Annotated in this window: 19 protein-coding genes; 8 read left to right on the plus strand and 11 right to left on the minus strand. The window is 61.5% G+C overall.

Going from position 1 to position 19,488, the window contains the following annotated elements; all coding sequences use genetic code 11:
* Position 1 precedes the first annotated feature (1 nt).
* From ubiG to KZX66_RS03625, 3 genes are read left to right on the plus strand one after another with little or no spacing between them, the layout of a single operon-like run.
* On the plus strand, positions 2 to 700 hold the full coding sequence (gene ubiG / locus KZX66_RS03615; RefSeq protein WP_084378125.1) for a bifunctional 2-polyprenyl-6-hydroxyphenol methylase/3-demethylubiquinol 3-O-methyltransferase UbiG: 699 nt from the start codon (positions 2 to 4) through the stop codon (positions 698 to 700).
* A 4-nt stretch (positions 701 to 704) separates the two neighbouring features.
* On the plus strand, positions 705 to 1,376 hold the full coding sequence (gene mupP, locus KZX66_RS03620) for an N-acetylmuramic acid 6-phosphate phosphatase MupP (RefSeq protein ID WP_248076497.1): 672 nt from the start codon (positions 705 to 707) through the stop codon (positions 1,374 to 1,376).
* A gap of 42 nt (positions 1,377 to 1,418) precedes the next feature.
* The gene (locus tag KZX66_RS03625) at positions 1,419 to 2,159 is read left to right on the plus strand and encodes a YciK family oxidoreductase (protein WP_248076500.1); all 741 of its coding nucleotides are present in this window, start codon (positions 1,419 to 1,421) and stop codon (positions 2,157 to 2,159) included.
* Positions 2,160 to 2,229: 70 nt separating this feature from the next.
* Here the strand turns inward: KZX66_RS03625 and KZX66_RS03630 are convergent, their stop codons facing one another.
* Genes KZX66_RS03630 through KZX66_RS03655 form a run of 6 tightly spaced genes read right to left on the minus strand, consistent with a single transcriptional unit; the run spans position 2,230 to position 8,393 of the window.
* A complete protein-coding gene (locus tag KZX66_RS03630) occupies positions 2,230 to 3,744 on the minus strand; it encodes an ABC transporter substrate-binding protein (RefSeq protein WP_248076503.1) in 1,515 nt (504 codons plus the stop codon).
* A gap of 35 nt (positions 3,745 to 3,779) precedes the next feature.
* Positions 3,780 to 4,751 carry an oligopeptide/dipeptide ABC transporter ATP-binding protein gene (locus KZX66_RS03635; protein ID WP_248076506.1) on the minus strand — a complete coding sequence of 324 codons (972 nt, stop codon included), beginning with the start codon at positions 4,749 to 4,751 and terminating at the stop codon, positions 3,780 to 3,782.
* Positions 4,748 to 5,704 (minus strand): ABC transporter ATP-binding protein, encoded by a 957-nt coding sequence (locus tag KZX66_RS03640; RefSeq protein ID WP_248076509.1) that lies wholly within the window; start codon positions 5,702 to 5,704, stop codon positions 4,748 to 4,750. Before KZX66_RS03640 ends, KZX66_RS03635 begins: the two co-directional genes overlap by 4 nt.
* Entirely contained in the window at positions 5,701 to 6,558 is an 858-nt protein-coding gene (locus KZX66_RS03645; protein ID WP_248076511.1) for an ABC transporter permease, read from the minus strand. The genes KZX66_RS03640 and KZX66_RS03645 overlap by 4 nt, the downstream gene beginning before the upstream one ends.
* Complete coding sequence (locus tag KZX66_RS03650) at positions 6,555 to 7,502, minus strand: ABC transporter permease (RefSeq protein WP_248076514.1); 948 nt, start codon at positions 7,500 to 7,502, stop codon at positions 6,555 to 6,557. The genes KZX66_RS03645 and KZX66_RS03650 overlap by 4 nt, the downstream gene beginning before the upstream one ends.
* 3 nt (positions 7,503 to 7,505) lie before the next feature.
* Positions 7,506 to 8,393: a proline iminopeptidase-family hydrolase gene (locus tag KZX66_RS03655; protein ID WP_248076516.1), complete on the minus strand. Its 888-nt coding sequence runs from the start codon at positions 8,391 to 8,393 to the stop codon at positions 7,506 to 7,508.
* A gap of 182 nt (positions 8,394 to 8,575) precedes the next feature.
* On the opposite strand from KZX66_RS03655, the gene KZX66_RS03660 reads away from it, so the two are divergent.
* Positions 8,576 to 9,340: a LuxR family transcriptional regulator gene (locus KZX66_RS03660; protein ID WP_248076518.1), complete on the plus strand. Its 765-nt coding sequence runs from the start codon at positions 8,576 to 8,578 to the stop codon at positions 9,338 to 9,340.
* Positions 9,341 to 9,433: 93 nt separating this feature from the next.
* Positions 9,434 to 10,366, plus strand: a complete 933-nt coding sequence (locus tag KZX66_RS03665; protein WP_248076520.1) for a proline iminopeptidase-family hydrolase — start codon at positions 9,434 to 9,436, stop codon at positions 10,364 to 10,366.
* Positions 10,367 to 10,405: 39 nt separating this feature from the next.
* Here KZX66_RS03665 and KZX66_RS03670 read toward each other — a convergent pair whose 3' ends face one another.
* The gene (locus KZX66_RS03670) at positions 10,406 to 11,908 is read right to left on the minus strand and encodes a nucleobase:cation symporter-2 family protein (RefSeq protein ID WP_248076523.1); all 1,503 of its coding nucleotides are present in this window, start codon (positions 11,906 to 11,908) and stop codon (positions 10,406 to 10,408) included.
* Between the two features lie 158 nt (positions 11,909 to 12,066).
* Here KZX66_RS03670 and KZX66_RS03675 point away from each other — a divergent pair, with 158 nt between their 5' ends.
* Positions 12,067 to 12,900 (plus strand): nucleoside-binding protein, encoded by an 834-nt coding sequence (locus tag KZX66_RS03675; protein WP_248076526.1) that lies wholly within the window; start codon positions 12,067 to 12,069, stop codon positions 12,898 to 12,900.
* A gap of 34 nt (positions 12,901 to 12,934) precedes the next feature.
* On the opposite strand, the gene punC is transcribed toward KZX66_RS03675, so the two are convergent.
* A complete protein-coding gene (gene punC / locus KZX66_RS03680) occupies positions 12,935 to 14,113 on the minus strand; it encodes a purine nucleoside transporter PunC (RefSeq protein WP_248076529.1) in 1,179 nt (392 codons plus the stop codon).
* Positions 14,114 to 14,235: 122 nt separating this feature from the next.
* On the opposite strand from punC, the gene punR reads away from it, so the two are divergent.
* Positions 14,236 to 15,159, plus strand: a complete 924-nt coding sequence (gene punR / locus KZX66_RS03685; RefSeq protein WP_248076532.1) for a DNA-binding transcriptional activator PunR — start codon at positions 14,236 to 14,238, stop codon at positions 15,157 to 15,159.
* Here punR and KZX66_RS03690 read toward each other — a convergent pair.
* On the minus strand, positions 15,131 to 16,309 hold the full coding sequence (locus tag KZX66_RS03690; protein ID WP_248076535.1) for an acetylornithine transaminase: 1,179 nt from the start codon (positions 16,307 to 16,309) through the stop codon (positions 15,131 to 15,133). The two genes, punR and KZX66_RS03690, sit on opposite strands and share 29 nt — an antisense overlap.
* 104 nt (positions 16,310 to 16,413) lie before the next feature.
* Here KZX66_RS03690 and KZX66_RS03695 point away from each other — a divergent pair, with 104 nt between their 5' ends.
* On the plus strand, positions 16,414 to 17,319 hold the full coding sequence (locus tag KZX66_RS03695; RefSeq protein ID WP_248076538.1) for a LysR family transcriptional regulator: 906 nt from the start codon (positions 16,414 to 16,416) through the stop codon (positions 17,317 to 17,319).
* On the opposite strand, the gene KZX66_RS03700 is transcribed toward KZX66_RS03695, so the two are convergent.
* Together KZX66_RS03700 and fabV are read right to left on the minus strand one after the other, a co-directional pair.
* Positions 17,316 to 17,939, minus strand: a complete 624-nt coding sequence (locus tag KZX66_RS03700; protein ID WP_248076541.1) for an HAD family phosphatase — start codon at positions 17,937 to 17,939, stop codon at positions 17,316 to 17,318. The two genes, KZX66_RS03695 and KZX66_RS03700, sit on opposite strands and share 4 nt — an antisense overlap.
* Positions 17,940 to 18,093: 154 nt before the next feature.
* On the minus strand, positions 18,094 to 19,287 hold the full coding sequence (fabV, locus tag KZX66_RS03705; RefSeq protein WP_248076544.1) for an enoyl-ACP reductase FabV: 1,194 nt from the start codon (positions 19,285 to 19,287) through the stop codon (positions 18,094 to 18,096).
* Positions 19,288 to 19,488: the final 201 nt, after the last annotated feature.

Consider the following 19,488-nt stretch of genomic DNA (forward strand, 5'->3'; position numbering starts at 1 on the left):
CATGAGCAACGTCGACCACGCCGAAATCGCTAAATTCGAAGCCCTGGCTCACCGCTGGTGGGACCGTGAAAGCGAGTTCAAACCTCTGCACGACATCAACCCGCTGCGGGTCAACTGGATTGACGAACGCGTCAACCTGGCCGGCAAGAAAGTGCTGGATGTGGGCTGCGGCGGCGGCATTCTCAGCGAGGCCATGGCCCTGCGCGGCGCCACGGTGATGGGCATCGACATGGGCGAAGCGCCGCTGGCCGTGGCCCAACTGCACCAGTTGGAGTCCGGCGTGAGCGTGGAATACCGCCAGATCACCGCCGAAGCATTGGCCGAGGAAATGCCCGAGCAGTTCGACGTGGTCACCTGCCTTGAGATGCTCGAACACGTGCCGGACCCGTCCTCAGTGATCCGCGCCTGTTTCCGTATGGTCAAGCCCGGCGGCCAGGTGTTTTTCTCCACCATCAACAGGAACCCCAAGGCCTACCTGTTCGCGATCATCGGCGCCGAATACATCATGAAGCTGCTGCCGCGCGGCACCCACGACTTCAAAAAATTCATCCGCCCGTCCGAGTTGGGTGCGTGGAGCCGCCAGGCCGGTTTGACCGTCAAGGACATCATCGGCCTGACCTACAACCCGCTGACCAAGCATTACAAGCTGGCCAGCGACGTTGACGTGAACTACATGATCCAGACCCTGCGCGAGGAGTAAGCCTGTGAAGTTGCGAGCGGTTCTCTTCGACATGGACGGTACCCTGCTGGACACCGCGCCGGACTTTATCGCCATCTGCCAGGCCATGCGCGCCGACCGTGGCCTGGCACCGATCAACCCCGAGCACATCCGCGATGAAATCTCCGGCGGCGCCCGTGCGATGGTCGCCGTGACGTTCTCGATGGACCCGGAGTCGCCAGGCTTTGAAACGCTGCGCCAGGAGTTTCTGGAGCGCTATCTCAAGGACTGTGCGGTTCACAGCAAGTTGTTCGACGGCATGGCCGAGCTGCTGGAAGACATCGAGAAAGCCAAACTGATCTGGGGCGTCGTCACCAACAAGCCCGTGCGCTTTGCCGAACCGATCATGCAGCGACTGGGCCTGGCCGAGCGCTCGGCCGTGCTGATCTGCCCGGACCACGTGACAAACAGCAAGCCGGACCCGGAGCCGATGATCCTCGCCTGCAAGATGCTCGGCCTCGACCCGGCCAGCGTGTTGTTCGTGGGCGATGACCTGCGCGATATCGAATCCGGCCGTGACGCCGGCACCCGCACCGCGGCGGTCACCTATGGCTATATCCATCCGGATGACAACCCTCGTCACTGGGGCGCGGATGTGGTGGTGGACCATCCGCTGGAACTGCGCAAAGTGCTGGATAACGCGCTGTGCAGTTGCTGACCGGGCGAAATGGATTTTCTGTGAATTCTGTCGAGGCTATTTATGTTTGATTACTCCGCACGCCCAGAACTGCTCAAAGGCCGCGTGATCCTGGTGACCGGCGCCGGACGCGGGATTGGCGCAGCGGCGGCGAAAACCTACGCCGCCCACGGCGCCACCGTGCTGTTGCTGGGCAAGACCGAAGCCAACCTGGCCCAGGTGTATGACGACATCGAAGCAGCCGGCCACCCGCAGCCGGTGGTGATCCCGTTCAACCTGGAGACCGCCCTGCCCCATCAATACGATGAGCTGGCGGCGATGATCGAAAAAGAATTCGGCCGCCTCGACGGCCTGCTGCACAACGCCTCGATCATTGGCCCGCGCACACCGATCGAGCAGTTGTCGGGTGAGAACTTCATGCGGGTGATGCACATCAACGTCAACGCGATGTTCATGCTCACCAGCACCTTGCTGCCGCTGCTCAAGCTGTCCCAGGACGCATCGGTGGTGTTCACCTCCAGCAGCGTCGGACGCAAGGGTCGGGCGTACTGGGGCGCTTATGGAGTGTCGAAGTTTGCCACTGAAGGCTTGATGCAAACCCTGGCCGACGAGCTCGAAGACGTGGCCGCCGTAAGGGCCAACAGCATCAACCCAGGCGGCACGCGCACCAGCATGCGGGCGCAGGCGTATCCGGGGGAGAATCCGATGGAAAGGCCTGCGCCGGAAGAGATCATGCCGGTGTACCTGTACCTGATGGGGCCGGACAGTGCCGGGGTCAACGGGCAGGCGTTTGACGCGCAGTAAGAGACCCCGTTGAATCAACTGTGGGAGGGGGTTGCCCCCTCCCACATGTGTTTGCGCTACTGTCTGGAACTTAGTTTTTCACCACTTCCTCAAGGGTGAAGCGACCCAATGGGTTCTGCAGGAAGTTGCTGACGTTCTTGCGTGAGATGTTGATGTACGGGCTGTAGTACAAGTCGATCCAGTTCACATCCTGTTTCGCCAGTTTCTGCAGTTCCACATACATCTGCTCACGCTTGACCGGGTCGGCCTCGATACGTGCCGCCGCCACCAGTTCCTTGACCTTGTCGTTCTTGTAGCGGGTCATGTAGTTCTGGTTGGTGTCGTGGCCCAATACGAAGGTGGTCTTCTGGTCCGGGTCAAGAATGTCGTTGGTCCAGTACATCACCGAAACATCGTATTCACCGTCCACCAGCATCTGCCAGCTTTGGGTCGGGTCGACCTTTTGCAGGTTGGCCGTGACGCCGACCTTGGCCAACTGGTCCTTGATGATCACCGCAATCTGCTCATCGGCTTCGTTGCCGGCGTTGACCACATAGTTGAGTTTCAAGCCCTCGGCGCCGGCCGCGGCCAGCAGTTTCCTGGCCTCGGCCGGGTCATACGGGCGCTGCAGGTTATTGGCGTAGTGGTACAGCGAGCCTTTGGGAATGTAGGAATAGGCCACGGTGCCTTGACCGTAGGTGGCGGTCTTGACCAGCGCTTGTTTGTCGATGGCCATGTCCAGCGCCTGACGCACCTGGGGCTTGGCCAGCAGGCCGTGGGCATGGTTGATCAGCAGGTGATCTTCGCGGGTGGAAGGGTCGGCGTGGATCACCACGTTCTTGTCTTTCTTGAGTTCTTCCACCCGCGAGAACGGCACGAAGATCGCCGTATCGAGCTCGTTGTTCTGCACCATGCGCATGCGCGTGTTGTCGTCGGTCACCGAGACCCATTCCACGCCGTCCAGGCTCACATTCTTGGCCTGCCAGAAGTTCGGGTTCTTCTTGAGGATCACCCGATCGCCCTTGCGCCATTCGTCCACGGTGAACGCACCGGAGGTCACCGGGTTTTCCGAGTAGGCGTCTTCGCCCATTTTGGTCATGGCCTTTTCCGACAGGATCGACACCGTCGGCGATGCCAATTGCGAGAGGAACGCCACCGCCGGCGTTTTCAGGGTGACCACCAGGGTTTTCGCGTCCGCTGCCTTGGCCGTATCGATCAGGTTGAAGGGGTCGGCCCACAGCGAGGCTTTGTTATCGCGGATACGCAGCAGGCTGAAGGCGGCGTCATCGGCGGTGATCGGCGAGCCATCGGAGAACTTCGCCTCACGCAGCTTGAAGGTGTAGGTCAGGCCGTCCTTGGAAATCTCCCAGCTTTCCGCCAGGCCCGGCTCCATCTTGGTGCCCAGGTTATCCACGCGCACCAGGGTGTCGTAGACGTTGGCGAAGACCCAGGTGTCGCGGTTTTGCGCACTTTTGATCGGGTCGAACGTGGTGCTGTCTTCACGGCAGCCGATGGTTAATACACCAGCGGCCTGGGCGAGGCCGGCGGTCAGCGACCACGCGGTCAACGTAGCGGCGGCGAGCAACTTCAAGTGGCGCGATTGCATGTCATAACTCCTTGTCTATGAATGGCAGAGGTGGGTTAAAGCAAAGGTTCTTCAAGCACGCAACTGTATCGATGCTCGTGCAGAAAATGGGTAGGCGGCAACATCACGGAACACATGGCGCGCGCATACCGGCAACGCGGGTGAAACGCACAGCCTGTGGGCAAATTCAGCGGGCTGGGCGGCTCACCCGGCAAGGGCTCCAGGGGCAATGGCCGATGGGGATCGATTTCCGGGATCGCCTGGATCAACGCCGCCGTGTACGGGTGGCGCGGTGCGCTGAACACCGCTTCTACCGGACCTTCTTCGACGATCTTGCCCAGGTACATCACCGCCACGCGGTCGCACAGGCGCCGCACGATGGCCAGGTCATGGGCGATAAACAGGATCGCCAGGTTCATGCGCTGCTGCAGCGACAGCAGCAGGTTGATGATCTGGCCCTGGATCGACACATCCAGCGCCGCCACGCACTCATCGGCAATGATCAAGCGTGGCTCCACCGCCAGTGCCCGCGCGATGCCAACGCGCTGGCATTGGCCGCCGCTGAGGGAACCCGGTTTGCGCCCGGCCAGTTCCGGGCGCAGGCCCACCAGATCGAGCAGTTCGTTCACACGGGCCTGGATGTGCTGCGGCGCGACCTTGCGCTGCACCCGCAACACTTCGGCGAGGGTTTCGCCGATGGTATGGCGCGGGTTCAACGCGGTGTAAGGGTCCTGGAAGATCATCGCGGTTTCATGGCGCAGGCGGGCGATATCAATGGCGCTGCCCTGGGCCATGTCGACGCCGTCAAACAACACCTGGCCGGCACTGATCGGGTTAAGGTGCAGGATCGCCCGACCCAGGGTGCTTTTGCCGCTGCCGGACTCGCCCACCAGGCCAAGGGTTTCGCCCGCCGCCAGGTTCAGCGACACACCGTTCACCGCCCTCACCCACTGCTTGTTCAGGCCGAACAGGCCAGTGCCGGACGCAGCAAAGCGCACTTCCAGGTCCTTGATCTGCAACAGGCTCATGGGCGAACTCCCAACGGATAGTGGCACGCCACCCGCGCGCCTTCGGGCAATCGCTCGGTGCACAGCGCCCCCACCTGCGGGCAACGCGGGTTGAAGCGACAGCCGCCTGGCAATGCATCCAGCAACGGTGGCTGGCCGGCAATGGTGCGCAGCAAGGCGTGGCCGCTGCTGTGGGCCGGCTGGCAGTCGATAAGGCCGGCGGTGTAGGGATGCTGCGGATGGGCCAGCAGTTCGTACTTGCTGCCGTGTTCGCACAGGCGCCCGGCGTACATCACGGCAATGGAATCACAGGTCTGCGCCACCACACCGAGGTCGTGGGTGATCATGATGAGCGACAGGCCGCGTTGGTCGCGCAGGTCGAGCAACAGGCGCAGGATCTGCGCCTGCACAGTCACGTCCAGGGCGGTGGTCGGCTCATCGGCAATCAGCACTTTGGGGTTGCAGCCAAGCGCCACCGCGATCATTGCGCGCTGGCGCATGCCGCCGGAAAACTCATGGGGATAGTTATCGACACGGGCCTTGGGGTCGGGAATACCGACCTGACGCAGTACGTCGATGGCGAGCTGGCGTGCGTCTTTTTTCGAGGCCCCCTGGTGCAGGCGAATGCCCTCGGCGATCTGCTCACCAATGCGCATCAGCGGGTCGAGGTGACTGCTGGGGTTCTGGAAAATCATGCCCAGTTGCCCGCCGCGTATTGCGCGCATGCCGGCGTCGTCCAATGGCAGCAGGTCCTGGCCGGCCAGCCGCACCGCGCCGCCCTGCACCCGCAACGCAGATGACGGCAACAGGCGCATGAGGCCGCGACACACCATGGTCTTGCCCGAGCCGCTCTCGCCCACCAAACCGAGGATTTCACCTTCGGCCAGGTTGAACGACACGCGGTCGACCAACGTGACATCGCGCCCGGTGTTGCTGGCGATCACGCTCAGGTCCTGTACCTGTAACAGACTCATGTGCGCTCCCCCAGCACTTGCGCCACGCCATCGGCCAGCAGGCTGAAGCCCATGGCCAGGGTCACAATGGCCAACCCCGGAAAGGTGCAGATCCACCACGCCGTGGTAATGAACGCCTGCCCTTCGGCGACCATGGTGCCCCACTCGGCCGTGGGCGGCTGTACGCCCAGGCCCAGGTAGCTCACCGCGGCGCCGTTAAGCAGCACCAGCACCGCATCCGACATGGAAAACACAATCGAGCCAAACAGGGCATTGGGCAGTAAATGCCGAAACAGAATGCGCCCGTGACCAAAGCCCAGGCTCTTGGCGGCCAGGGCAAAGTCGCTCTCTTTGAGCACCAGGATCTGCGAGCGGATCAGCCGCGCATAGGACACCCAACCCACCAGCGCCATGGCGATGTAGAAACTCTGCAAACCCGGACCGAGGATCGCCATGATCGCCAGCATCAACACCAGGAACGGGAACGCCAGGACCACGTCGATCACGCGCATGCACACACTGTCGAAGCGCCCGCCGATGTAGCCCGAGACCGCACCGATAAAGGTGCCGATCATGAACGGGAAGATCACCCCGATAATGGCCAGTTGCAGGTCAATGCGCGCGCCCCAGATCACCCGCGAAAGAATGTCGCGACCGTAGTTATCCGTACCAAAGGGATGGGCCAGGTGCGGCCCGAGCAAACTGCTGTCGGTGTTTTGCACAATCGGGTCGTAGGGCGCGATCCATGGCGCAAACACAGCCAGGCACAGCCACGCCAGCAGGATCAACAAACCCCACGCCGCCGTGAGCCGGCCATTGCGAAAGCCAAAGCGCAGGCGCAAGCGCCACGGGGCGATCAGTGGGCGGCTGCTCATTGCATCTTCACCCGTGGGTCGAGGGCCACGGTGACCACGTCCGCAATGAAGTTGACCACCACCGTCGCGCACGCCAGCACCATCGCCACGCCCTGCACCACCATGTAGTCGCGGGTAAAGATGCCGCGCACCAGCAATTGGCCGATGCCGGGGATGGCGAACAGGCTTTCAATCACCACCGTACCGCTGATCAACCAGCCGATATTCACAGCCAGCAGGTTGACCGCCGGTACCAGGGAGTTGGGCAGCACATGGCGGCGAAACACCTGCGCTTCAGACAGCCCACGCGCGCGGGCGGCCGTGACGTGATCGGCCTGCAATTCCATCAGCATGCTTGCCCGCAGGTTGCGCACCAGCACCGCCGACAGCGCCAGGGCGATGGTCAGGCACGGCAACAGCATGTGGTGCGCCTTGTCCAGCCACGTGCGTCCGTAGCCCGACACCGGGAACAGGCCCCATTGCACACTGAGCAACAGAATCAGCATCAAACCCAGCCAGAACGCCGGCATGCCCAGGCCAACGGTGGTGAACACGCGGATCAGGTTATCCACCCAGCCACCGTTGTTACGTGCGGCCAGGGTGGCCAACGGCAGCGCGATCAGCAGCGCCAGCAGCACACTGCCGAGCACCAGCACCAGGGTCGGTTCGATACGGGTGACGATCAGCTTCAAGGCATCGACCTTGTACAACAGCGATTGGCCGAGGTCGCCCTTGAGCAGGTTCTTCAGGAAGTAGAAATATTGCAGCCATAACGGCTGGTCGAGACCGTACTGGGCGCGGATTTTCAACAAGGCGTCGGGCGTACTGCGCGAGCCGAGCAACGCGCGCGCCGGGTCGCCGGGGATCGAGCGCACCAGCACAAAGGTGATCAGGCTGATGCCAAACAGCACCGGCAGCAATTGCAGCGGCCGGGACAGGACAAATCGGTAGCGCGCCAGGTTCATCCGTCAGCCTCGGTGACGTGCGAGAAAGTCCAGCAGCACCGGGAAATACGCCTGGGGTTCTTCATAGAACGGCATATGGCTGCTGTTGGGGAACACGTGCAATTCGGCGTGCCTGGCCGCCATCTTCATGCGCATGGCGCAGGCGGGAGTGAGTTCGTCGTGCTGGCCGGTGGTGATCAGGATGGGCATGGTGAAGTCGCCCATCTCTTTGAGGCGGTTCCAGTCCTTGAGGTTGCCGACATAGAGGAATTCGTTGGGGCCCTGCATGGTTTCGTAGGGGCCCATGTTCCAGTCGCCGAGGGAGCGCTTGACCGGCTCGGGCCACTCATCCAGGCGGCATACGTGGCGGTAGTTGAGCAAGGTGATTGCGGCCTGATACTGCGGATGGTCCAGGGTGCCCATGGCCTCGTGGCGCTGCATCATGGCCACGGTTTCGCTGCCCAGGGCGCCGCGCAGGCGTTCCAGCTCCCGGGACAGGTGCGGAATGTCGCCGACGGTGTTTTCCAGGATCAGGCTTTTGAGTGTGTCGCGGTAATGAATGGCGTACTCGATGCCCAGCCAGCCGCCCCAGGAATGCCCCAGCAAATGCACGCGGCCCAGGCCCAGGGCCTGGCGCACGGTTTCGACTTCTTCGACATAACGGCGGATTTCCCACAGGGAAACATCTGATGGTCTGGCTGATGCGCCCGTGCCAAGCTGGTCGAATGCAACCACTCGCAGGTTATGGTCCTTGAGCCAGCCATGGGCGTCGCGCAAGTAGTCACACGGCAGGCCCGGCCCGCCGTTGAGGCACAACAGCACCTCGTCGCCTTCGCCAAAGCTGTAGACCACGAGGTTGTGACCGTCGACCTGCACGTTGTACTGCTGGTCGGGGGCAATTTCACGCCACATGCGTACATTCCTTGTGTTGTATCGGCCCTGCGGGTAGCGGCCGTTTATCAGCCAACACTACCGAGGATGCCGCGCGTCCATAACCTAGTATTTCTTATAGGTTTGGCCTGGCAGTCCTTCGCCGGGGCGTGGCATTCTACTTGCAGCAAGTCGAGATTCAAATGAATTCGGGAGCAGAACGGATGCTGGCCAAGCTAACTGCCTTCAACAATCGTCTGATGCCGGGCAGGAGCCTGGACGAGCAGATGGACAACGCGTTTATCCTTGCCCAACAGCTGGGTTTCGATGCTCTGGTGTATGACTACACCCCGGTGCCGATCGACCAGGATGGCGGATTGATCACCCCCTCGGTCCTGGAACTGCGCAATACCCCGCCCGACTGGCACGCATTATGGTGCAGCAAAGGGTTTTACCAGATCGATCCGGTGCAACACCTGGCCTTGAGCACGGTATCGCCCTTCGTCTGGTCCTACGAGGCCAAAACCGACACCCCGCTGCAAAAAATCATCGACCCTTGCCACGCCCCCGTGTCCTCGTACCTGCATGACCAGCAATTGACCTGCGGCGTCAGCGTACCGATCCACCTGCCCCGTGGTGGCTTTGCATCACTCACGGGCCTGCGTACCGGCAAGGCCCACACCGTGCTGCGGGGTGCGCAGCAGACGTTGTCGGACTTCAGCGTCATTTCCCACGCCTTGCAGGAAGCAGCCTACCCGTTATTCGGCAAAGAGCTGCGCACGTACCCGCATATTCACCTGACCAAACGCGAGCGCGAGTGCCTGAAATGGGCCGCCGAGGGCCTGACCGCAGCGCAGATCGCCACGCAGTTGAGCCGATCACTGGCGGTGGTGACCCTGCACCTGGCCTCGGCGATGCACAAGTTGGGCGCCAAAAACCGTGTGCAGGCGGTGGTTCGCGCCACCCATTACCGCTTGCTCGAAGACTGATCCCACGGCAAAACCTAGCTGTTTTGCTAGTTACTTAAATTTTGCATGCGGACTATGGTGCCCCCTGATCGTTTTTTCAGAGCAGGGTACGAAATGGAATTCATCGAAAAAATCCAAGAAGGGTATGCAGCGTTTGGCGACTACCAGACCTGGTACCGCGTCACCGGTGACCTGTCCAGCGGCCGCACACCACTGGTCATCATCCACGGCGGCCCCGGCTGCACCCATGATTACGTCGACGCCTTCAAGGATGTCGCCGCCAGCGGCCACGCGGTGATCCACTACGACCAACTGGGCAATGGCCGCTCCACCCATCTGCCTGAGCAAGACCGGTCGTTCTGGACCGTCGACCTGTTCCTGAGGGAGCTGGACAACCTGCTGGACCACCTGCACATCCGCGATAACTACGCGATCCTCGGCCAGTCCTGGGGCGGCATGCTCGGCAGCGAGCACGCGATGCTGCAACCCAAGGGTCTGCGCGCGTTCATCCCCGCCAACTCGCCTACCTGCATGCGCACCTGGGTCAGCGAGGCCAACCGCCTGCGCAAATTGCTCCCCGAAGGCGTGCACGAAACCCTGCTCAAGCATGAAGCCGCCGGCACCTACCAAGACCCGGAATACCTCGCCGCTTCACGGGTGTTCTATGACCAGCACGTGTGCCGTGTTAACCCATGGCCGGAAGAAGTGGCACGCACCTTTGAACAGGTCGACTCGGACCCTACGGTGTATCACGCCATGAGCGGCCCGACCGAGTTCCACGTGATCGGCAGCTTGAAGGACTGGAAATCCATTGGCCGCCTGTCGGCGATCAACGTGCCGACCCTGGTGATCTCCGGTCGCCACGACGAAGCCACGCCACTGGTGGTCAAGCCGTTTCTGGATGAGATTGCGGATGTGCGCTGGGCGCTGTTTGAAGACTCCAGCCACATGCCCCATGTGGAAGAACGCCAGGCGTGCATGGGGACCGTGGTGAAGTTTTTGGATGAGGCGTGCTCGCTGCCGCGCCGGGCACTCAAGGCTGGCTAAGTGCAACCGTGGGAGCGCGCGTGCCCGCTCCCACATTTTTTACACTTCGGTGGTTTCCGGTTTCGAGGTTTGCCTGGGGGCTTCGGCCACCACCGGAATTTCATTGCCCTCGGCATCGAACAGCTTGCCGCCCCTGAAGTAATCGCCATCGCGCAGTGCCGCCACATCGTGGAAGCACAGGCTGCGCTCAGTCCCCGCCACAAACACCGATTGCTGGTCCGAGTTGCCCGCCGTGAAGTGGTTGAACGCCAGGTTCAACAGGATCGCCATGATCGCCGACGAGCTGATGCCCGAATGGAAAATGGTCGCGAACCAGCTCGGGAAGTGATCATAGAAACTCGGCGCGGCGATCGGGATCATGCCAAAACCGATGGACGTAGCAACGATGATCAGGTTCATGTTGTTGCGGTAATCCACCTTGGACAGGGTGCGAATACCGCTGGCGGCCACCGTGCCGAACAGCACAATCCCGGCACCGCCCAGCACCGAAGTGGGCACCGCCGCGATCACCCGCCCCATAAACGGCAGCAGGCCGAGGATCACCAGAAACAGGCCGCCGGTGGCCACCACGAAACGGCTCTTGACCCCAGTCACCGCGACCAGGCCGACGTTCTGGGCGAATGCGCTTTGGGTGAATGAGCCAAAGATCGGCGCAAACATGCTCGACAGCATATCGGCGCGCAGGCCGTTACCCAGGCGCTTGGAATCGACCTTGGTGTCGATGATTTCGCCCACCGCCAGGATGTCCGCCGAGGTTTCCACCAGGGTCACCATCACCACGATGCACATGGAAATGATCGCGGCGATGTGAAAAGTCGGCATGCCGAAATGGAACGGGGTGGGAAAACCAAACATCGGCCCATGGGTCACTCCGGAAAAATCCGCCATGCCGAGGAACACCGCGATCAGCGTGCCGATCACCATTGCCAGCAGGATCGATAAGCGCGAGATGGTCGCGCTGCCGATCTTGCTCAACAGCAGCACCAGCACCAGGGTCAATGCCGCCAGGCCGATATTGGGCATGCTGCCAAAGTCCGCTGCGCGGCTGTTACCGCCCATGGCCCAGCGCGCCGCGACCGGCATCAAGGTCAAGCCGATGGTGGTGATCACGATACCGGTCACCAGAGGCGGGAAGAACTTGGTGATCCGCGAGAATATCGGTGTGATCAGCAGCCCGATAAACGAGGCGGCCATCACCGCGCCGAGAATCGCCGGCACCCCGCCAGCCCCGTCGCTGCCGACAATCGCGACCATGGTGGCCACACCGGCAAACGACACGCCCTGCACCAGCGGCAACTGACAGCCAAAGAACGGCAGGCCAAGGGTTTGCAACAGGGTGGCCAGGCCACCGGCGAACAGCGACGCGGCGATCAGCAGGCCAATGTCGGCGGGCGACAACCCGGCTGCCTGACCGACGATCAGCGGTACCGCGACGATGCCGCCGTACATGGTGAGCACATGTTGCAGGCCGTAAGCCATGTTGGCGGCGACGCCGAGATTCTCGTCTTCTGGCCGCTGCGGTGACGCCTTCGGGATAGTCATGGTGAGGGGTTCTCTGTTTTTGTTGTGCGGCCACTGTATGCAATGTCACGACTGGATGTCCATAGAGTTGTATACAATCAATCGAACAAGATACCCTCCACCGGCGTTACAAAAACCACCTGGCCGCAATGAGCCGGAACGCCAAAGGACCTATAACAATGAAAAAGGCATTACACAGCGCCACGGTTGCCCTCACCCTCCTCGGCGGCGGACAGGCCGTCGCGGTGGAATGGATGAACAACAGCGTAGGATTTCGCTACGGCCAACAGTTCACCAATCCGAATAACCCCGACGCCTTCAGCAAGCGCATCTATAGCTTCACTCACGCCAGCGGTTACCGATACGGCAGCCATTTCCTCAACCTGGATGTGTTCCTGTCCGACAGCCGCGACCCGCGTAAAGGCACCGACCACGGCGGCAGTGAGGTGTATGCCGTATACCGGCACCAGCTTTATGCATCACGGGTGTTCGATGTGCCGTTGGGCACCGGGGTCATCAAGGATTACGCGCTGACCCTGGGCTTTGACGCCAACCGCAACAACAACTTCGCCTCAGCGAAAAAACGCGCACTGGTGCTGGGCCCGACGCTGAAGTTCAACACGGTCGGCGTGCTGGACCTGAGCCTGTTGTACTACAAGGAAAGGAACCACACCGGCATCCCCGGCGCGCAAGAGTCGAACCACACGTTCGACGACACCTACATGCTCAACCTGACCTGGATGCGCCCATTCGAGATAGCCAACCACGCGGCGAAATTCCAGGGGTTCGTCAACTACGTCGGAGAAAAGGGCGAGGACTACCACGGCCGCGACACCGCGCCCGAAGCCCTGATGCGCACCGCGCTGATGGTGGCGGTGCGCCCCGGCAAAAGCGTCAAGCCGAATCTGTACCTGGGCGTGGGTTATGAATACTGGCACAACAAGTTCGGCGTGGATGGCGGCCGGGGCAGCCGCACCTCGACGCCGACGGTGAACATGGAAATCACCTTCTAGTCCCTGAAGGAACCGTATCGACCAGTGTATCGGTTCAGGCGTTTGCGAGTTCCGAACTGTCAGCCTTGGGCCGCGCCAGCAGGTAACCCAGTACCGCCAGCGGTGCGGTCGCCAGCATCACGATCACGGTGATCTGCAACGGCTGGTCGATCATCGACGACACCAGCAAGCTGCTGAGAAAGCACAGACCCAGTTGCAGGGTGTTTTGCAGCGCCGCCGCCTTGCCGGAATTTTCCGCAAAGGGCATCAGCGCATTCGCCACCACGATTGGGTAGCTGGCGCCATTGACCAGCGCCATCAGGCAGAACGGGATCAGCAAGGTGGTGAGGGTGGGCACGGTCAAGGTGGCCACCAGGTACAACGCCACCATGCTGACGCAGTACGCCACCAGCAACCAGGGCAACAAGGTCTTGCCCTGCACGCGCTGCAAGGCGCTGCGGCAACTGTAGCCACCCACCAAAAATGCCAGGGTCGGCAGCACGTAGCTCAAGCCGATGTCGTTGGGGCTGTAGCCCATGTCACCGAGGATGAACGGCGAGGCGGTCAGCCAGGCGAAGAAACTGGCGGAGCAGGCGGCGAAGATCATTACGTTGCCGGTAAATACCCGAGACGTCAGCAACTGCGCATAGCCCAGGCGCGAACGTGCTTCTGTGGTTTTTTTCGGCATTCGGCGCAGGAACAAGGTCGGCAGCAACAACAGCAGCGACACCCCCAGTAATACGCCGAAGATCGCCTGCCAACCAAAGTGATTCAACACCAGCGCGCCCAACAGCGGTGCCAGGGCCGGCGACAGCGACATCAACGGCATGATGCTGGCAAACACGCGGTGCGCTTTGTCGGCCGGATAACGGTCAATCACCAACGCCTGCCAACTGACGGCGGCGGCACACACACCCACCGCCTGCATAAAGCGCAGCGCCAGCAGCTGCGGCGTGGTCTCGACCCAGAACATGCCGGCACAGCCCAGCACGAACAAACTCAAGCCCGCGAGCAAAATCGGCTTGCGCCCCAGCCGATCGGACAACGGCCCCCATACCAGTTGCCCGAGGGCAAAACCGGCTAGGAAGATACTCAAGCTGGCGCCCACCGCGCCCGCGCCAATCTGCAGTTGCTCGCCCATGGCGCCAAACGCCGGCAAATACATATCCATGGCGAGATAGCCGAGCATGCTCAACCCCGCCAGATACCACGTGAAGCCAAAAGAATTTTTCATTGAAACCTTGTACACCCTGCCATCAAACAATTTGCTGACTGGTGCGCATTATGAAGCTGACATATTTTGTGTGAAGCGATAATAATTGGATACACTTATCAATATTTTTGAAGGCAGACGCCATGTGGTCCGAATACTCCCTGGATGTGGTTGATGCGGTGGCCCGCCATGGCAGCTTCAGCGCCGCCGCCCAGGAACTGCACCGTGTACCGTCGGCGATCAGCTACACGGTGCGCCAGCTCGAAGAGTGGCTGGCGGTGCCGCTGTTCGTGCGGCGCCATCGCGATGTCGAACTGACCCCCGCCGGCCGTCTGTTTATCGACGAAGCCCGCGGTGTGATGAAAAAAATGCTCGGCACCCGGCGCTTGTGTCAGCAAGTGGCCAACGGCTGGAGCGGCCAGTTGAAGGTGGCGGTGGACTCTATCGTCAAACCCCAGCGCTGCCGGCAATTGGTCCTGGATTTTTATCGCCAGTTTCCCGAGGTGGAATTATTGCTGGAGTACGAGGTGTACAACGGCGTGTGGGACGCCCTGGCCGATGAGCGCAGCGACATTGTGATCGGCGCCACCAGCGCGGTGCCGGTGGCCAGCCGCTTCAGCTTTCGCGACATGGGTCTGTTGAACTGGTTGTGCGTGGTCAGTGCGAAACATCCCTTGGCGGCCGTTGAAGGGTTGCTCAGTGACGACCAACTGCGCCCCTTCGCCTCGCTTTGCATGACCGACACGTCGCGTAACCTGCCCAAGCGCGACACCTGGACCCTGGATAACCAACGTCGGCTGGTCGTACCCAACTGGCCCTGCGCCATCGACTGCCTGCGCGATGGCCTGTGTGTCGGAATGGCGCCGATGCATCAGGTATTGCCCTGGATCGAACGCGGCGAGTTGGTGGCACTGCAACTGACCCGGCCCTTCCCGGCCAGCCCATCGTGCGTGGCCTGGGCACAGAACAAGCTGTCCCCGGCCATGGGCTGGTTGCTGGACTATCTGGGGGATAAAGAGACGATGAACCAGGAATGGCTCAATGGGCCTGATCCAATAAGCGGGTGATCGCCCGCACAATCATCTCAACCTCCTTGGCCTCCAGGGTCAGCGGCGGCAACAGGCGAATGACCTTGCCCCGCGTGACGTTGATCAGCAGCCCATGCTCCTGGGCGGCACGCTGGGCCAAGTCACGGTAAGGGCTGACCAGTTCGATACCGACCATCAGGCCCTGCCCCCGTATCGCCAGCACCTGTGGGTGCTCGCCCAATTCCATCCGCAAGCGCGCCAGCAAGCGTTCGCCTTGTTGCGCGGCATTTTGCAGCAGGCCTTGCTCTTCGATGATGTCCAACACGGTGCAACCCACCCGGCAGGCCAGCGGGTTGCCGCCGAACGTGCTGCCGTGACTGCCCGGCGTAAACAGTCGGGCCACCGCCGCCCGCGCCAGACAGGCGCCGATGGGTACGCCATTGCCAAGGCCTTTGGCCAGGGTCATCACGTCCGGCACGATGCCTTCATGCTGGAAGGCGAACCAGGTGCCGGTGCGGCCAATACCGGTCTGGATCTCATCGAGCATCATCAGCCAACCGTGACGCGTGCAGTGATCGCGCAGGGCTTGCAGGTAACCAGCAGGCGCCGGCACGACACCGCTTTCGCCCTGAATCGGCTCGAGCAGGACCGCGGCTATCCGCGAGCCGAAGGTTTGGGTGAGCGCCTCAATGGCCGTCAGGTCGCCAAAGCGCACCTTGAGAAAATCCCCCGGCAAACGCTGGAAGCCCAGGCGTACCGAGGGCCCATCGCTGGCGGCCATGGTGCCGAGGGTGCGCCCATGAAAGGCGTTTTCCATGACCACCACCAGCGGTTCTTCGATGCCTTTTTTCCAACCATGCAAGCGCGCCAGCTTCAGTGCGGTCTCGTTGGCTTCGGCGCCGGAGTTGTTGAAGAAGGCACGGTCCAGGCCCGACAGCTGGGTCAGGCGCTGCGCCAGCCGTTGCTGCCAGTCGATGCTGTACAGGTTAGAGGTGTGTAACAGCAAACCGGCCTGTTCGCTGATGGCGCTCACCAGTTTCGGGTGAGAATGCCCGACATTGGTCACCGCCACGCCGGCCACTGCGTCGAGGTATTCGCGGCCCTGCTGATCCCACAGGCGCGTGCCCAGGCCACGGGTGAAACTCAGGGCCAAGGGCTGGTAAGTGGTCATCAGGCAGGCGGCGGTCATGGTGTCAGGCTCCAGTGCATCGTGAGGGGTGCTTGAAGTATCGTTAGCCACCCCAGATGGATAAACTGCGCTTTTATGTAATGACTTTAAATCAGGGCTTTATAATGGATCTGTTCCAAGCGATGTCGGTGTACGTCAAAGTCGTGGAGGCCGGCAGCATGACCGCTGCCGCCCAGGCCTGTGGCATGTCGACCACCATGGTCGGCAACCACCTGCGCGCGCTGGAGCAACGCCTGGGCGTGAGCCTGCTCAAACGCACCACCCGCAAACAGAGCCTCACGGAGTTTGGCGGCCAGTATTACCAGCGCTGCCTTGAAGTACTGGGGCTGGTGGCCGACTCCGAGCAACTGGCCGAGCAGGCCCACAGCGACGTGCCCAAAGGCACCCTGCGCGTCACGGCGCCACCGGCCTTTGGCACCGAACGCCTGGCGCCCGCGCTCAGTGAGTTTTCCCGGCGTTACCCCTTGATCAAGCTTTACGTGGTGCTCAGCAACGAACGCATGGACCTGGTCGACAGCGGGTTCGACGTGGCCATCCGCCTCGGTGAACTGGAGCCCTCGAGCCTGATCGCACGGCCCATGCAGGACTACACGATCACCCTTTGCGCGTCGCCGGAGTACCTGGCCCGACGCGGCACACCCTCGACGCCCGAAGACCTGCAAACCCACGACTGCCTGGCCTTCGCCTACCCGTCTACCGACGATTGGCGCAACGCCGACAAACTGTGGCGCATGAGCGGGGCAGACGGCGAGGTCGAGATTCCGGTCTCCGGTTCGCTGACCATCAACAGCTCCCAAGCCCTGCGCCAGGCGGCGGTGCAAGGCATGGGCATCGTCATGCTGCCCGATGCGCTGGTGCAGCCTGACCTGCAGAGCGGCAAGCTCGTCGCATTGCTCACCACCTATCAACTGCCGAGCCGCCCGATGCACTTGCTGTACGGCCAGGACCGCTACCGGCTGCCCAAGCTGCGCGCCTTCGTGGATTTCGTCATGGAGAAATGGGCGCTTTAAAAGTCCACGCCCAGTTCACGCAAGCGTACGGCGGTACGCTCGGCCGAGACATGATGAATGCCCTGCCAGCCAAGGGCGATGGCGGCCTCGATATTGCCGGCCACATCATCGATAAACACCACTTCAGCCGGTTGGATATCCGGCAGGTGAGCACGCACCTGGGCCAGGCTGGCGTGGTAGATCGCCGGGTCAGGCTTGATCAGCTTTAACTCGCCAGACACGACGATATCGCGCAGGCGCTGCAGGAACGGGTAGTTGGCCCGCGCGTAGGGGAAGGTTTCCGCCGACCAGTTCGTGAGCCCGAACAACGGAACGTTGACGCGGTGCAACGCCTCCAGAATAGCGACGCCTTCCGGCAATGGCCCACGTAGCATTTCGTGCCAGCGTTCGTAATACGCCTGGATCAGCGCCCTATGGTGAGGGTATTGCTCGGTCAACAGGTGCGTCCCTTCGGCCAAGGTCCGCCCGGCGTCCTGCTCGGTGTTCCAGGCCTGGGTGCAGATATTGTCGAGAAACCATTGCCGCTCATGTTCATCGGCGATCAGCTTGCGGTACAGATGCTGCGGGTTCCAGTCGAACAGGACCCCGCCGAAATCAAAAACTACTGCACGAATCGTCATCAGATCCTCCGTTGGCGTGATTTGACAGCGTCAGAGTCTGGCACAGGACGGGGACCCGGCAATGCCGGAAAACGTGTAGGACGGATCTGAAACGAGCCTTTTTACAGGCGATAAAAAACGGCCCCGAGAGGCCGTTTTTCTGTGCGCGGAGCGGTTACGCCTGAATCAGGCCGTTGATCTTCACGGTCGGGTTCACATCGGCTTCGTAGTCCACGCCGTCGACTTCAAAGCCGAACAAGCGCAGGAACTCAGCCTTGTAACCGGCAAAATCGCTGATCTCGTTGACGTTGTCGTCGGTGACCTGGTTCCACAGCTCGGCCACGGCGTCCTGAACTTTCGGCTCGAGCTCTTTGAGGTCGGCACGCAGGCGGCCGTCGGCGTCGAGTTTTGGCTCGCGGCCATACAGGCTGTCCTTGAACAGGCCGTAGACCTGCTCGATGCAACCTTCGTGGGTGCCCTGCTCTTTCATGACTTTGAACAGCAGCGACAGGTACAGCGGCATGATCGGGATCGCCGAACTGGCCTGGGTCACCACCGCCTTGAGCACCGACACACGGGCGTCGCCTTTCAGTGCGGCGAGGTTGTCGCGCAGGGTCAGGACTTTTTTGTCCAGGTCCTTCTTGGCTTCACCGATGGAGCCGTTCCAGTAGATGTCCTGGGTCAGCTTCTCACCGAGGTAGGTGAACGCGGTGGTCTTGGCGCCTTCGGCCAGAACATCGGCGTCACGCAGGGCGTCGATCCACAGCTGCCAGTCTTCGCCACCCATGACTTTCACGGTGCCGTCGATTTCTTCCTGGGTCGCCGGCTCAAGGGTGGTGTCGACCACCACGCCTTTGTCGGTGTTGATACCGCGCAGGGTCACGGCCTTGCCGATCGGCTTGAGGGTGGAAGTGTGCACCACGCCCTGCGGGTCGGTACGGCGCGGCGCGGCCAGGCTGTAGACCACCAGATCGATCTTGCCCAGGTCTTTCTTGATGGTCTCGATGGTCAGGCGCTTGATCTCGTCGGAGAACGCGTCGCCGTTGATGCTCTTGGCGTACAGGCCTTTTTCGACAGCAAACTTCTCGAACGCGGCGCTGTTGTACCAGCCGGCGGAGCTCAGTTTGCCCTCTTCACCTTCCTTCTCAAAAAACACGCCCAAGGTGTCGGCGCCGCAGCCAAACGCGGCACTGATGCGCGCGGCCAGGCCGTAGCCGGTGGAGGCGCCCAGGACCAGCACCTTCTTGGGGCCACCTTCGATTACGCCGTGTTCGGTTACGTAGTCGATCTGTTCCTTGACGTTCGCTTCACAGCCAACAGGGTGAGCGGTCACACAGATAAAGCCACGAACCCGCGGTTTGATGATCATAAAATTTCTGCCTCTTCCAAGGTGCCGAAGGCCAATGGTGGCCATTCAACTTCAATCGTACCGGTCTATGACGCACGAAAAACCGAAGCGTCACGATAGTCGCAAATCCGGCGTTTACAAAATCCAATCCACGCGGGCTCGACGCCGCTTGAAAACCGCGTGAAACCTTCACAATTTCGCACTATTTAAAACGCCTTTGCG

The sequence above is a fragment of the Pseudomonas sp. EYE_354 genome (assembly GCF_023148575.1).
Classification (GTDB): domain Bacteria; phylum Pseudomonadota; class Gammaproteobacteria; order Pseudomonadales; family Pseudomonadaceae; genus Aquipseudomonas.

What these genes read in the sequence shown, in the direction of transcription:
- ubiG (WP_084378125.1), top strand. Translation starts at nt 2, where the DNA reads ATGAGCAACGTCGACCACGCCGAAATCGCTAAATTCGAAGCCCTGGCT.
- KZX66_RS03625 (WP_248076500.1), top strand. Translation starts at nt 1,419, where the DNA reads ATGTTTGATTACTCCGCACGCCCAGAACTGCTCAAAGGCCGCGTGATC.
- KZX66_RS03630 (WP_248076503.1), bottom strand. Translation starts at nt 3,744, where the DNA reads ATGCAATCGCGCCACTTGAAGTTGCTCGCCGCCGCTACGTTGACCGCG.
- KZX66_RS03635 (WP_248076506.1), bottom strand. Translation starts at nt 4,751, where the DNA reads ATGAGCCTGTTGCAGATCAAGGACCTGGAAGTGCGCTTTGCTGCGTCC.
- KZX66_RS03640 (WP_248076509.1), bottom strand. Translation starts at nt 5,704, where the DNA reads ATGAGTCTGTTACAGGTACAGGACCTGAGCGTGATCGCCAGCAACACC.
- KZX66_RS03645 (WP_248076511.1), bottom strand. Translation starts at nt 6,558, where the DNA reads ATGAGCAGCCGCCCACTGATCGCCCCGTGGCGCTTGCGCCTGCGCTTT.
- KZX66_RS03650 (WP_248076514.1), bottom strand. Translation starts at nt 7,502, where the DNA reads ATGAACCTGGCGCGCTACCGATTTGTCCTGTCCCGGCCGCTGCAATTG.
- KZX66_RS03655 (WP_248076516.1), bottom strand. Translation starts at nt 8,393, where the DNA reads ATGTGGCGTGAAATTGCCCCCGACCAGCAGTACAACGTGCAGGTCGAC.
- KZX66_RS03660 (WP_248076518.1), top strand. Translation starts at nt 8,576, where the DNA reads ATGCTGGCCAAGCTAACTGCCTTCAACAATCGTCTGATGCCGGGCAGG.
- KZX66_RS03665 (WP_248076520.1), top strand. Translation starts at nt 9,434, where the DNA reads ATGGAATTCATCGAAAAAATCCAAGAAGGGTATGCAGCGTTTGGCGAC.
- KZX66_RS03670 (WP_248076523.1), bottom strand. Translation starts at nt 11,908, where the DNA reads ATGACTATCCCGAAGGCGTCACCGCAGCGGCCAGAAGACGAGAATCTC.
- KZX66_RS03675 (WP_248076526.1), top strand. Translation starts at nt 12,067, where the DNA reads ATGAAAAAGGCATTACACAGCGCCACGGTTGCCCTCACCCTCCTCGGC.
- punC (WP_248076529.1), bottom strand. Translation starts at nt 14,113, where the DNA reads ATGAAAAATTCTTTTGGCTTCACGTGGTATCTGGCGGGGTTGAGCATG.
- punR (WP_248076532.1), top strand. Translation starts at nt 14,236, where the DNA reads ATGTGGTCCGAATACTCCCTGGATGTGGTTGATGCGGTGGCCCGCCAT.
- KZX66_RS03690 (WP_248076535.1), bottom strand. Translation starts at nt 16,309, where the DNA reads ATGACCGCCGCCTGCCTGATGACCACTTACCAGCCCTTGGCCCTGAGT.
- KZX66_RS03695 (WP_248076538.1), top strand. Translation starts at nt 16,414, where the DNA reads ATGGATCTGTTCCAAGCGATGTCGGTGTACGTCAAAGTCGTGGAGGCC.
- KZX66_RS03700 (WP_248076541.1), bottom strand. Translation starts at nt 17,939, where the DNA reads ATGACGATTCGTGCAGTAGTTTTTGATTTCGGCGGGGTCCTGTTCGAC.
- fabV (WP_248076544.1), bottom strand. Translation starts at nt 19,287, where the DNA reads ATGATCATCAAACCGCGGGTTCGTGGCTTTATCTGTGTGACCGCTCAC.